Origin of the sequence: Zhouia spongiae (genome assembly GCF_022760175.1) — a bacterium.
Classification (GTDB): Bacteria; Bacteroidota; Bacteroidia; order Flavobacteriales; family Flavobacteriaceae; genus Zhouia; species Zhouia spongiae.
Genome location: NZ_CP094326.1, coordinates 2,392,035 through 2,404,907, shown reverse-complemented (window position 1 = coordinate 2,404,907; position 12,873 = coordinate 2,392,035). Strand labels below are relative to the sequence as shown.

The window sequence follows — 12,873 nt, the reverse complement described above, 5'->3', positions numbered from 1 at the left end:
AAAAAAGGCATCAAATCTAAAACCTTTTAAATGAAAAAAACTTTCATTCCAGTCTTTGCCATACTTATGCTCTTTTTTGGAGTATCCGGTTGTGAAAAAGATGATATATGTCCGCCGGATTCAGCTATAACCCCTAAATTGATTATCCGTTTCTATGATAAAGACAATCCGCAGGAAACCAAACTAGTAAATAACCTAAGAATTATTGGAGTTGGGCAAGAAACCAATGCATGGCCATTGAGCTCTACAGATTCTGTAGCTATTCCTCTAAAATCATTTGAGAATAATACTTCATTTACTTTTATTACTGATTCCGGGATTGATGATTCAGGAGCAGAAACAGGAAATACAGACATCCTGACCTTTAACTACGGAACTGAAGAAGTTTTTATTTCCAGAGGTTGTGGATATGTTTCTTATTACAACAATTTAGGGTTTACCCTGGATAGTGATTCGGATAATTGGATATCTCAATTAAATATCATTTTAACAGATGTAGAAAACCAAAATCAAGCACATGTACAAATATTTCATTAGTCTTTCTTTTTTATTGTGTTGTGTTTTGGCATTCTCCCAGGAATCTCAAACACTCCAAAAAGACTCAATAGTTCATAAAGATAAATATGGGATTCGCGTTGGTGTGGATTTGAGCAAACCGATACGTGCCATGCTTGACGAAAACTATAAAGGGCTGGAATTGGCAGGTGACATCAGAATTTCCAGGAAATTTTATATTGCAGCAGAAATTGGCTCTGAAGAAAAATATTCCGAAGAAGATTTATACAAGTTCAATACCAAAGGTTCCTACATCAAAGGAGGTATCGATTACAACACCTATGAAAACTGGTACGGAATGCAGAATCTTATTCATGCCGGCTTACGCGTGGGAGTAGGTTCTTTCAGCCAGGAGTTACTGGAATATCGAATTTATAATTCTGACCAGTACTGGAACGAAGGAAACACTTCAGGAGATAAACTTATTGGAAAATACGATGGCCTTACGGCTCAGTGGGTTGAGTTTGTATTGGGGATTAAAGCAGAAATAATTAAAAATATATACTTAGGGGCAAGCGTCCGGCTAAACTACCTGGTAAATCATACAGAAGCCAGTCATTTTCCGAACTTATATATCCCGGGATATAATAAAGTAACAGATGACAGTAACTTTGGTATTGGCTATAACTACACCCTAACTTATTTTATCCCAATTTTTAAAAAAGCTAAAAAGAAAAAAGATCAGGAAGACAAGAAATAAAGGAATTGTCTATTTTATTTCTTTAACGCCTTTTAAAAATATCCATTTCATCATTATTTTTTCTTCGGTTCCGCTTTTTACCACGGCAAATTTAGGTGCCAGGAACATAGCTCCGAACCCGGAAACCAATGCTATGATTATGTAATTTAATTCCGTTAAAGCATGAAGTGAAAATCGTATAATCAGGAAAAAAATCAAGAATCCGGTAAAATTATATACGAGTGCTTTATTCTTTAGTTTCATAGTGTGTATTAATTATTGTACTTCGCTTTTTTACTGCCTTCATAGATCGCATATTTAACAAGGCGACTTTCCAGTTTACCATTAAAGAGTTTTATCTTTTTTGATGGTCGTAAACCTACGTGCTTGAGGGCTTCTATATTTCCGGTAATAAACCAGGCATCAGTATTAGAGTAATTTTGCTTTAAGGTGTCTCCTATACTTTTATAAAATGTCGTAATATCGATATCCAGTCGCTCATCATATGGCGGATTAAAAACTATATGCAGTTTCTCTTCAGTAGGCTTATCCGAATTAAAGAAGTCTTTTCTGTCGAAAGTAATATACTCACTAAGATTCGCATTCTTAGCATTGTTTTTAGCTTTTAATAACGTAGAAGCCGATTGATCTGAAGCATATATTTTATGGTAAAACTCACGTGTTTTATTAAGGCAGCTCTCGGTTATTTTATCGAATAGCTCTGCATCAAAATCTTTCCACTTTTCAAATCCGAACTCCCTTCTGTTTATATTTGCCGGTATATTACACGCAATCATAGCTGCTTCGATAGCTAAAGTTCCGCTTCCACACATCGGATCATAAAAATCTGACTGACCATCCCAGCCACTCATTAATATTATACCTGCTGCTAAAACTTCACTAATAGGAGCTAAGTTGGTAGCCATCCTGTACCCCCTATGATGCAAAGATGCCCCGGAACTATCTAAAGAAACGGAACATTCTTTATCCTGGATATGAATATTAATCCTAAGATCCGGATGTTTAAGATCTATACTGGGTCTTATATCCTGCTTTTCTCTAAACCCGTCGACGACAGCATCTTTAACTTTCAGGGCTATATAATGAGAATGTTTAAATATTTCAGAATTTACGGAAGCATTTACCGCAAAAGTATTTTGTGGGGTTAAATAGGCTCCCCAATCCATATTATATACTTTTTTATATAAATCTTTTTCGTTGAAAACCCTGAAAGACTTTATGGGCTTTAGTATTTTAAGGGCTGTTCTTAAACATAAGTTAGCTTTATACATAAAACCTTTATCACCTTCAAAATAAACACTCCTCACCCCCTTCTTTACATTGATTGCCCCCAGATTAAGAAGTTCCCTTTCGAGCAGGTCTTCAAAGCCAAAAAGAGTTTTGGCTACCATTTTGTAATTATTACCCATTGATATCGTCTATAAAAAGACAAAAATACATTAATTTAGCTGCTTATTTTATTTCTCATAAAATAGTTTGTTTTTACTTTCTATTTATTGAAGAATAATTATGATTATCTAAGGCCTGTTGATATAATGAACTACATTTTACCTATTATTACTGTTATTGCCGGTTTCGGTATCGTTATACTTTTAAAACCTCAAATAAAGTTATCGCTTAAGTTATTATTAGCATTCAGCGGTGCTTTTTTACTTTCACTTACTGTCTTTCATTTACTACCGGAAGTATATCACCACGGAAATGCCAGAACGACAGGTATATGTATAATGATGGGGATATTACTCCAGATTTTTTTAGAATTCTTCTCCAAAGGAGCAGAACACGGCCATATGCATCACCATTCTGAAAAATTACATTTTCCATGGCTTTTGTTCATCAGTTTAAGCATACATGCTATTTTAGAAGGGTTCCCTATTCATAGTCACGATAGCCTGATTTATGGAATCATTGTGCATAAACTCCCTATTGCCATTATTCTGACTACTTTCTTTCTGGAAGCAAATATCTCAAAACCCAAAGTTGCTGCATTTTTAATATTATTTTCCCTGATGACACCATTAGGTACTTTGCTGGCCGATATTATACCGCTTTTTAAAACATTCTATGTGGAAGTTTCTGCAATAGTCATCGGAATCTTTCTTCACATTTCTACCACTATTCTTTTTGAAAGTTCTGAAGGACACAAATTTAATGCCAGTAAACTTTTCGTAATCATTATGGGAATCTTAACCGCCTATATTATCTGATCGTTTATGTTTAGCAGGGAAGAGTCAAAAAAAATACGGCAGGAATTCTGGATTTCGTTCGGCAAGTCATTTCCACGAAAATGGATCTTATATCATACCAAAATAAAGGATTTTTCATTTAAATTCCATTTCGACACGAAAAGGGCTATTGTCTCAATTGATATTGAAGACGACAATCTGGAAAACAGGATCAAATACTATGAGAAGATGGAATCGCTAAAAACGGTTCTGACAGAAAACTATCTTCCGGATGTGATTTATGAAGACATTTATTTTCTGGAAAACGGAAAGGAAATCTCAAGGGTATATGTTCAACTGAACGGTGTCTGTGTCCATAATAAGAATACCTGGCAGGAAACCATGGTCTTCTTAAATGAAAAAATGCAAAAGTTTGAAGAGTTCTATACCGATTTTGAAGATTTTATAAAATCTTAAATAACCTCAAATAAAATAAAAAAGTAGTGTGATACGGCTCCGCCTAAAACAAAAAAATGCCATATAACGTGATTATATGGTATTTTTTTTACGGCGTAAAATAATGCCCCAATGGTGTAGAATGCGCCTCCCAACATTAATAAACCGAGGCCATCTGCCGATATGTTGGCAACTAAATCTTTTAAATCAAAAACGATCAACCATCCCATAGCGAGGTACAGTACAAGCGAGATTACCTCAAATCTCCCTGTAAAAAATATTTTAAGAATCGTTCCCATCACAGCAATCCCCCAAACAATCCAAAATATAAGCCAACCGCTTCCTTTCTCTAATGTTATTAAAGATACAGGCGTGTATGTTCCCGCTATCAATAAATAGATACTGATATGATCGATCTTACGCCAAATGGTTTTAAGCTCAATATCACTGATCGCATGATAAATGGTAGATGCGGAAAATAATATGATAACCGTAGAAGCATACAAGACGATACTCAATGTACTATATGCCGTTTTCTGAGTATCAAAAATCAATAAAAACACGAATCCTATCACCCCCAATATAATTCCTATACTGTGGGAAACAGCATTCCATAATTCTTCCTTTTTTGTCTGATCCATAACACCACAAAGATACTTAATCTTTGTGCGCAAGGTAGAACACTTGTTGTAAAGAAGGCCGAATATTTAAACTATATAAATTTCTATGACTCCTGTCCGGATACACCCTGTTTGATAAAAATATAAATAACAACCCGTTATCAGGATCAGCCCAGACATAAGTTCCGGTAAACCCGCCGTGCCCGAAACTGTTCATACTTGCCTCCGGTGCCGGCGAAGCCTTAGTGATATCTAATTCATGGTTATCTAGTAACGGTTTATCAAAGCCCAATCCCCTTTTATTATCATTAGCTGAAAACTGCACCCTGGTAAATTCTCTCATGGTGGCTTCAGAAATATAACGTTTGCCTCCATATGTTCCCATATTCAGATACATTTGCATCAGCCTGGCAAGGTCGTTTGCAGTACCAAATAAACCGGCATTTCCGGAGACGCCTCCCATTAAAGCCGCATTTTCATCGTGCACCCATTTTTTTACCAGATGCTTTCTGAAAACTGTATCAATTTCTGTTGGTACAATCAGGCTGTCAGGATATTTCCCGTTGGGATTGAATATCAGGTTACAGGCTCCCAAAGGATGATAAATACGATCTGTCACATACTTTTCGTAACGCTCTCCTGTGATATGCTCTATAATTTCAGGATACAAAAGAAAACTCAGGCCCGAATACTTATATTTTTTCTCTGATGATACTTCAGACCTGTTGATCATCCGTTTCATTTTATTATAAAAATGTCTGTTTAAGAACAGGCTGTCATAAACCTGTATCGAATATTTACTATTTTTTTTGCTTCTGACAAACCTCTTTTTATATTTATTATGCTTCATTACTTCCTTAACAAATACAATATAAGGCTTCAAGCCTGCCTGATGCGCCAAGACTTCTCTGACAGTCAGATCTTTTTTATCTTTTTTACGGCGCCATGGCTTCCAATAACGGCTGAATTTTTCATCTAAGTTGAATTTACCTTGGTCGTGAAGCTGCATTAAAACAGGTAATGGTCCTGCAATCTTTGTTACTGATGCCAAATCGTACAGATCTTTTTTACTTACCGGCTCTATACTGTCATATGTATGAAATCCGAATGCCTTATGATAAATAATCGTACTGTTTTTAGCTACCAAAAGCTGTGCTCCCGGAAAAGCCCTCTCTTGGATTCCTCTTGTCATTATTGAGTCCACCTTACGGTTTATATACGCTGCGTTCAAACCTTGATCTTCAGGAAACCCATAAGACAAAACGTTTGTATCTTTCAACTGAGCCTGATCTTGTTTATATGACTGGGCAGAAGTAATAAAATGAGCGAGAAATAAAAAATAAAATACTCCTGAAGCTGTTTTCATCAGTATAAAATTAAACTGCAATTTAATAAATCAATATGAATCGCTAGTACGGAGTTCTTGTTATGAAGTTATCTTGTTATGTTGTTATGGAGTTATGGAGTTATGGGATCAATCTCAAAAGTTGTGTGTAAATTGAATTTATAGTATGATCTTTGTTTTAAAAACTGACTTTATTGGATCCATACATTGACTTACTAAAGGTTCTCTTACCTGAACTATTAATTACTCATTTCGATATTGCTAAGCATGAAATAAACAAAGATGTTCTTCATCTTTATTTTGAGGAGAAGAATGATATTCCAAAAGAACTTTCCTCTGAGATACTTATTTCACACGGTTTTCATAAAGCAATCACCATTCAGGATTTCCCCGTTCGTGGCAAGCATGTTTATTTACATATCAAGCGCCGTCGATGGCTAGACAAAACCACAGGGCAAGCTGTGCATCGAAATTGGGATTTGGTAGCGCAGGGAACTCGTATGACCGTAGAGTTCGCTGCTTTTTTAAAAGCACTTGGTCAGTACCAAGACTAATGATTGCCACACCATAGGTGGGTTTTATGGAGTTAATGGCAAGAAGTTACAACGACACTATCGAGATTATCTAAGTAATTTTAAAGAGTGGAGGCAAAAGTCCCACGCTAAAGACTGGTTAATCTTTCCTGAGAATATGGGTAAGTATTTATCTATTGATGAGACCGCTCTATCCAAAGGAGAACTCTACACTATTATTACTAATAAAAAAGCTAAAGGTAAGAAAGGTGCTATTGTAGCTATACTTGCGGGAACCAAAGCTGAACCTATTATAGAACAACTGCTTAAAATCCCAAAGACACTTAGAGATAAGGTAAAAGAGATTACTTTGGATATGGCACATTCAATGAAAATGATTGTCAAAAAATGCTTCCCTAAAGCCATACAGGTAACAGATCGATTTCATGTACAAAAACTAGCCCTAGAAGCACTACAAGATATTAGAATCAAACATCGATGGGAAGCTATTGACCTAGAAAATGAACAAATTAAACAAAGTAAGAGTACACAAAAAGTGTTCATTCCAAAAACCTTTCCTAATGGGGATACCAGAAAACAACTCTTGGCTAGAAGTAGGTATCTACTCTATAAAGCACCCAACAATTGGACACAAAATCAACACATACGATCCAAAATCCTCTTTGAACAATACCCCGACATCAAAAAAGCATATGATTTAGTACAAGGATTAAGAAACATATTCAATACAGCTACCTCTATACAAACTGCTTACACCAAGTTAGCACACTGGTATAAGGATGTAGAACAAACAGGGTTTAAAGCTTTTAACACCATAGCTAATACGATAACTATGAACTATAAATCGATCTTGAATTATTTTATAAACAGGAGCACCAATGCTTCGGCTGAATCTTTCAATGCTAAAATAAAAGCGTTCAGAGCACAGTTTAGAGGAGTGAAAAATGTAGAATTCTTCCTTTATAGATTAACTACAATTTTTGCATAAACACAACAATTGGGTATGATCCGTAATTTTCTGCATAGCCTCCGGCAGAAAAGGTAAAAAAAGGGAAGTATAAAAAACAAAAAACCCTTTATCGTTATGATAAAGGGTTTTCAAAGAAGGCGGCGACATACTCTCCCACTTTCGTAGTACCATCTGCGCTGGTGGGCTTAACTGCTCTGTTCGGAATGGGAAGAGGTGAGCCCCACCGCTGTAACCACCTTAAGTCTTTAAGTGACTTAATGCCTACTTTAATAAGGTAACATATTGAGATAAAAATTTATAAGATTTTAACAAGAAAAAGAATCAGTACATAAGCTTACGGGTAATTAGTACTACTCGGCTCCATACATTACTGCACTTCCACCTATAGCCTATCAACGTTGTCATCTCCAACGACCCTTTAAAGAAATCTCATCTTGTGGCGGGTTTCGCGCTTATATGCTTTCAGCGCTTATCCCTTCCCAACATAGCTACGCTGCAATGCTCTTGGCAGAACAACAGCTACACCAGAGGTTAGTCCAACTCGGTCCTCTCGTACTAGAGTCAGGTCCACTCAAATTTCTAACGCCCACAGTAGATAGAGACCGAACTGTCTCACGACGTTCTGAACCCAGCTCGCGTGCCACTTTAATGGGCGAACAGCCCAACCCTTGGGACCTTCTCCAGCCCCAGGATGTGACGAGCCGACATCGAGGTGCCAAACCCCCCGTCGATGTGAGCTCTTGGGGAGATCAGCCTGTTATCCCCGGAGTACCTTTTATCCTTTGAGCGATGGCCCTTCCATTCGGAACCACCGGATCACTATGCTCTGCTTTCGCACCTGATCGACTTGTAGGTCTCTCAGTCAAGCTCCCTTATGCCATTGCACTCTACGCACGGTTACCAAGCGTGCTGAGGGAACCTTTAGAAGCCTCCGTTACGCTTTTGGAGGCGACCACCCCAGTCAAACTACCCACCACGAACTGTCCCCCATATACATGGGGTTAGGCTCCGAATAAGCGAAGGGTGGTATTTCAACAATGACTCCACAACACCTGGCGATGCTGCTTCAAAGTCTCCCACCTATCCTACACATCACTTATCCAAAGTCAATACGAAGCTATAGTAAAGGTTCACGGGGTCTTTTCGTCCCACTGCGGGTAATCGGCATCTTCACCGATACTACAATTTCACCGAGCTCATGGCCGAGACAGTGTCCAGATCGTTACACCATTCGTGCAGGTCGGAACTTACCCGACAAGGAATTTCGCTACCTTAGGACCGTTATAGTTACGGCCGCCGTTTACTGGGGCTTCAATTCAATGCTTCTCCGAAGATAACATCTCCTCTTAACCTTCCAGCACCGGGCAGGTGTCAGGCCCTATACTTCATCTTTCGATTTCGCAGAGCCCTGTGTTTTTGATAAACAGTCGCCTGGACCTTTTCACTGCGGCCCCACCGGAGTGGGGCGACCTTTCTCCCGAAGTTACAGGTCGATTTTGCCTAGTTCCTTAGCCATGAATCTCTCGAGCGCCTTAGAATACTCATCCCAACCACCTGTGTCGGTTTACGGTACAGGCTGCATAACTCGCTTTTCTTGGAAGTCGATTCGCTGGATTATCACCGCGGCCGTAGCCTTAGTGTACTATCGGACCCTTTCAAGTCCTTCAACGTACTATTCCATCAGTACGCACCAACCACTCACCTTCGTCACTTTTATTGTTATGCAGGTACAGGAATATTAACCTGTTGTCCATCCACTACCCCCTTCGGGTTCGCGTTAGGCCCTGACTAACCCTCAGCTGATTAGCATAGCTGAGGAAACCTTGGTTTTTCGGCGTGCGGGTTTCTCGCCCGCATTATCGTTACTTATGCCTACATTTTCTTTTCTATGCGCTCCAGCATACCTCACAGTAAACCTTCAACGCCCATAGAATGCTCCCCTACCACTTGTATTAATACAAATCCATAGCTTCGGTGGTATACTTATGCCCGATTATTATCCATGCCCGATCGCTCGACTAGTGAGCTGTTACGCACTCTTTAAATGAATGGCTGCTTCCAAGCCAACATCCTAGCTGTCTAAGCAATCAGACCGCGTTTATTCAACTTAGTATACACTTGGGGACCTTAGCTGATGGTCCGGGTTCTTTCCCTTTCGGACTAGGACCTTAGCACCCTAGCCCTCACTGCTAGTAAACATTATATAGCATTCGGAGTTTGTCAGGAATTGGTAGGCGGTGAAGCCCCCGCATCCAATCAGTAGCTCTACCTCTATATAACTATACTAACGCTGCACCTAAATGCATTTCGGGGAGTACGAGCTATTTCCGAGTTTGATTGGCCTTTCACCCCTACCCACAGGTCATCCCAAGACTTTTCAACGTCAACGGGTTCGGGCCTCCACTGTGTGTTACCACAGCTTCACCCTGCCCATGGGTAGATCACTCGGTTTCGCGTCTACTACTACTAACTATAGCGCCCTATTCAGACTCGCTTTCGCTACGGATCCGTACCTGAAGTACTTAACCTCGCTAGTAACAGTAACTCGTAGGCTCATTATGCAAAAGGCACGCCGTCACCCCTAATGGGGCTCCGACCGCTTGTAAGCGTATGGTTTCAGGTTCTCTTTCACTCCCTTATTCAGGGTGCTTTTCACCTTTCCCTCACGGTACTGGTTCACTATCGGTCTCTCAGGAGTATTTAGCCTTAGCGGATGGTCCCGCCAAATTCAAACAGGGTTTCACGTGCCCCGCCTTACTCAGGATACTGCTACCAGTAACATATCTTACCAATACGGGACTATCACCCTCTATGGTCACTCTTTCCAAAGTGTTCTCATTCAATATGCACCAGATAGCGCAGTCCTACAACCCCAATACAGCCGTAACCGCATTGGTTTGGGCTAATCCGCGTTCGCTCGCCACTACTAACGGAATCACTTTTGTTTTCTTCTCCTCCGGGTACTTAGATGTTTCAGTTCTCCGGGTTTGCTCATCTTACGATGTGACTGGCCTTCAACCAGCCGGGTTGCCCCATTCGGACATTTGCGGATCAATATGTGTGTGCCATTCCCCGCAACTTTTCGCAGCTTACCACGTCCTTCTTCGCCTCTGAGAGCCTAGGCATCCCCCATACGCCCTTATTTAGCTTATTGTACTTTTGCTGTATCACATTATCATTAATGCAATACCGTATTCTTTGATTCTATTCTACTTGTTTGCTTTTCTCGTATATCTTTATCTCAATATGTCAATGAACTTTATAAAGAGCCGACACCGACCATAAGTCAGTAACCAACTCTGTCGCAATACCCTTGAAACTTAACATCTCAAGGCATTGCCTTGTGGAGAATATCGGAGTCGAACCGATGACCTCCTGCGTGCAAGGCAGGCGCTCTAGCCAGCTGAGCTAATTCCCCTTAATCAGTCGGCAGTATAACAGTATTCAGGTACTGCGTACTGTAAACCGTGTACTGTAAACTAGTGCTCAACTTCTAAAATTTCCAATATTTCAATCAATGAACTTTTAATCGTAATTCCCTTGAACTACTTCCGTAGTCTCGGGCAGACTCGAACTGCCGACCTCTACATTATCAGTGTAGCGCTCTAACCAGCTGAGCTACGAGACTTTATCAATTAATAATGAGTAATTAAAAACTAATAAAAAACTTCATAAATGAATAAATCTTATTACTATTCTTAATTTATCATCCTCAATCTTCTTATTGACAGCTAAAAAACAACATCAAACCCTTATAAAAACCTCAGTCAGTTTTCTCTAGAAAGGAGGTGTTCCAGCCGCACCTTCCGGTACGGCTACCTTGTTACGACTTAGCCCCAGTCACTAGTTTTACCCTAGGCAGCTCCTTGCGGTGACCGACTTCAGGTACCCCCAGCTTCCATGGCTTGACGGGCGGTGTGTACAAGGCCCGGGAACGTATTCACCGGATCATGGCTGATATCCGATTACTAGCGATTCCAGCTTCACGTAGTCGAGTTGCAGACTACGATCCGAACTGTGATAGGCTTTATAGATTCGCTCCTTGTCACCAAGTGGCTGCTCTCTGTACCTACCATTGTAGCACGTGTGTAGCCCAGGACGTAAGGGCCGTGATGATTTGACGTCATCCCCACCTTCCTCGCGGTTTGCACCGGCAGTCCCGTTAGAGTCCCCAGCATAACCTGATGGCAACTAACGGCAAGGGTTGCGCTCGTTATAGGACTTAACCTGACACCTCACGGCACGAGCTGACGACAACCATGCAGCACCTTGTAAATTGTCCGAAGAAAAGTCTATCTCTAAACCTGTCAATCTACATTTAAGCCCTGGTAAGGTTCCTCGCGTATCATCGAATTAAACCACATGCTCCACCGCTTGTGCGGGCCCCCGTCAATTCCTTTGAGTTTCACTCTTGCGAGCGTACTCCCCAGGTGGGATACTTATCACTTTCGCTTAGCCACTCACCCCGAAAGGCAAACAGCTAGTATCCATCGTTTACGGCGTGGACTACCAGGGTATCTAATCCTGTTCGCTCCCCACGCTTTCGTCCATCAGCGTCAATCAGTTGTTAGTGATCTGCCTTCGCAATTGGTATTCTAAGTAATATCTATGCATTTCACCGCTACACTACTTATTCTAACCACTTCACAACCATTCAAGACTAACAGTATCAAAGGCAATTTTACCGTTGAGCGGCAAACTTTCACCTCTGACTTATTAGCCCGCCTACGGACCCTTTAAACCCAATGATTCCGGATAACGCTTGCATCCTCCGTATTACCGCGGCTGCTGGCACGGAGTTAGCCGATGCTTATTCTTACAGTACCGTCATCACTCTACTCGTAGAGCTTATTCTTCCTGTATAAAAGCAGTTTACAACCCATAGGGCAGTCTTCCTGCACGCGGCATGGCTGGATCAGTCTTCCGACCATTGTCCAATATTCCTCACTGCTGCCTCCCGTAGGAGTCTGGTCCGTGTCTCAGTACCAGTGTGGGGGATCTCCTCTCAGGACCCCTACCTATCGTCGCCATGGGGTGCCGTTACCACTCCATCTAGCTAATAGGACGCATGCCCATCTTTTACCGCCGTAGCTTTAATTATCTATATGATGCCATTAAATAATCTTATGGGGTATTAATCCAAATTTCTCTGGGCTATCCCCCTGTAAAAGGTAGGTTGCATACGCGTTACGCACCCGTGCGCCGGTCTCAAAATCAGCAAGCTGATCTCTACCCCTCGACTTGCATGTGTTAGGCCTGCCGCTAGCGTTCATCCTGAGCCAGGATCAAACTCTTCGTTGTTAATCTTTAAATATTATTCCCAACTATAAGTCCTTACTCAAGTATGACGTTGTCTTTTTTGTTTTAATTCTTGTCTTACCAAAAATTGTGCTGTCAACAATATATCAATGAACTTCTCTTATTATATAAAGAAACTTACGTTCTCTCTCTTTTTGTGTCGCTCTACCCTTTCGTAAAGCGGGTGCAAATATAAAAACTCTTTTTCATTTAAACCAAATCTTTTTTTGC

General features: G+C 40.5%; 10 protein-coding genes, 2 tRNA genes and 3 rRNA genes. 6 read left to right on the top strand and 9 right to left on the bottom strand.

Features of this window, described 5'->3' with window-relative positions:
- The first annotated feature begins 30 nt into the window (after positions 1-30).
- Together MQE36_RS10480 and MQE36_RS10475 are read left to right on the top strand one after the other, a co-directional pair.
- Positions 31-537, top strand: coding sequence for a DUF6452 family protein (locus MQE36_RS10480; protein ID WP_242935923.1), 507 nt, complete (start codon positions 31-33; stop codon positions 535-537).
- Positions 518-1,255, top strand: coding sequence for a DUF6048 family protein (locus MQE36_RS10475; RefSeq protein WP_242935922.1), 738 nt, complete (start codon positions 518-520; stop codon positions 1,253-1,255). Before MQE36_RS10480 ends, MQE36_RS10475 begins: the two co-directional genes overlap by 20 nt.
- A 9-nt stretch (positions 1,256-1,264) precedes the next feature.
- On the opposite strand, the gene MQE36_RS10470 is transcribed toward MQE36_RS10475, so the two are convergent.
- Together MQE36_RS10470 and MQE36_RS10465 are read right to left on the bottom strand one after the other, a co-directional pair.
- Positions 1,265-1,498, bottom strand: a complete 234-nt coding sequence (locus tag MQE36_RS10470) for a hypothetical protein (protein ID WP_242935921.1) — start codon at positions 1,496-1,498, stop codon at positions 1,265-1,267.
- An 8-nt stretch (positions 1,499-1,506) separates the two neighbouring features.
- Complete coding sequence (locus MQE36_RS10465) at positions 1,507-2,664, bottom strand: THUMP domain-containing class I SAM-dependent RNA methyltransferase (protein ID WP_242935920.1); 1,158 nt, start codon at positions 2,662-2,664, stop codon at positions 1,507-1,509.
- A gap of 126 nt (positions 2,665-2,790) precedes the next feature.
- Here MQE36_RS10465 and MQE36_RS10460 point away from each other — a divergent pair, with 126 nt between their 5' ends.
- On the top strand, positions 2,791-3,462 hold the full coding sequence (locus MQE36_RS10460) for a ZIP family metal transporter (RefSeq protein ID WP_242938839.1): 672 nt from the start codon (positions 2,791-2,793) through the stop codon (positions 3,460-3,462).
- Positions 3,463-3,468: 6 nt separating this feature from the next.
- Positions 3,469-3,897, top strand: coding sequence for a DUF4268 domain-containing protein (locus MQE36_RS10455; RefSeq protein WP_242935919.1), 429 nt, complete (start codon positions 3,469-3,471; stop codon positions 3,895-3,897).
- Here MQE36_RS10455 and trhA read toward each other — a convergent pair.
- Together trhA and MQE36_RS10445 are read right to left on the bottom strand one after the other, a co-directional pair.
- Entirely contained in the window at positions 3,894-4,517 is a 624-nt protein-coding gene (gene trhA, locus MQE36_RS10450) for a PAQR family membrane homeostasis protein TrhA (RefSeq protein ID WP_242935918.1), read from the bottom strand. The genes MQE36_RS10455 and trhA overlap by 4 nt on opposite strands.
- A gap of 16 nt (positions 4,518-4,533) precedes the next feature.
- Positions 4,534-5,862: a serine hydrolase domain-containing protein gene (locus MQE36_RS10445; RefSeq protein WP_242935917.1), complete on the bottom strand. Its 1,329-nt coding sequence runs from the start codon at positions 5,860-5,862 to the stop codon at positions 4,534-4,536.
- A 173-nt stretch (positions 5,863-6,035) separates the two neighbouring features.
- Here MQE36_RS10445 and MQE36_RS10440 point away from each other — a divergent pair, with 173 nt between their 5' ends.
- Complete coding sequence (locus MQE36_RS10440) at positions 6,036-6,395, top strand: ISAon1 family transposase N-terminal region protein (RefSeq protein WP_242935916.1); 360 nt, start codon at positions 6,036-6,038, stop codon at positions 6,393-6,395.
- A complete protein-coding gene (locus MQE36_RS10435) occupies positions 6,376-7,362 on the top strand; it encodes an ISAon1 family transposase (RefSeq protein WP_242935915.1) in 987 nt (328 codons plus the stop codon). Before MQE36_RS10440 ends, MQE36_RS10435 begins: the two co-directional genes overlap by 20 nt.
- A gap of 114 nt (positions 7,363-7,476) precedes the next feature.
- Here MQE36_RS10435 and rrf read toward each other — a convergent pair.
- From rrf to MQE36_RS10410, 5 genes are all read right to left on the bottom strand, one after another.
- Positions 7,477-7,584 (bottom strand): 5S ribosomal RNA (rrf, locus tag MQE36_RS10430).
- 85 nt (positions 7,585-7,669) lie between these two features.
- Positions 7,670-10,497: ribosomal RNA gene (locus MQE36_RS10425) — 23S ribosomal RNA — on the bottom strand.
- Between the two features lie 191 nt (positions 10,498-10,688).
- Positions 10,689-10,762 (bottom strand) — tRNA-Ala (locus MQE36_RS10420).
- Positions 10,763-10,898: 136 nt separating this feature from the next.
- Positions 10,899-10,972 (bottom strand) — tRNA-Ile (locus tag MQE36_RS10415).
- A gap of 153 nt (positions 10,973-11,125) precedes the next feature.
- Positions 11,126-12,645: ribosomal RNA gene (locus tag MQE36_RS10410) — 16S ribosomal RNA — on the bottom strand.
- Together the 16S, 23S and 5S rRNA genes with 2 tRNA genes alongside form the textbook arrangement of a ribosomal RNA operon.
- Positions 12,646-12,873 lie beyond the last annotated feature (228 nt).

Bases quoted from the DNA above. Each gene is read 5' to 3' on its own strand.
- MQE36_RS10480 (WP_242935923.1), top strand. From the start codon at position 31: ATGAAAAAAACTTTCATTCCAGTCTTTGCCATACTTATGCTCTTTTTT.
- MQE36_RS10475 (WP_242935922.1), top strand. From the start codon at position 518: ATGTACAAATATTTCATTAGTCTTTCTTTTTTATTGTGTTGTGTTTTG.
- MQE36_RS10470 (WP_242935921.1), bottom strand. From the start codon at position 1,498: ATGAAACTAAAGAATAAAGCACTCGTATATAATTTTACCGGATTCTTG.
- MQE36_RS10465 (WP_242935920.1), bottom strand. From the start codon at position 2,664: ATGGGTAATAATTACAAAATGGTAGCCAAAACTCTTTTTGGCTTTGAA.
- MQE36_RS10460 (WP_242938839.1), top strand. From the start codon at position 2,791: ATGAACTACATTTTACCTATTATTACTGTTATTGCCGGTTTCGGTATC.
- MQE36_RS10455 (WP_242935919.1), top strand. From the start codon at position 3,469: ATGTTTAGCAGGGAAGAGTCAAAAAAAATACGGCAGGAATTCTGGATT.
- trhA (WP_242935918.1), bottom strand. From the start codon at position 4,517: ATGGATCAGACAAAAAAGGAAGAATTATGGAATGCTGTTTCCCACAGT.
- MQE36_RS10445 (WP_242935917.1), bottom strand. From the start codon at position 5,862: ATGAAAACAGCTTCAGGAGTATTTTATTTTTTATTTCTCGCTCATTTT.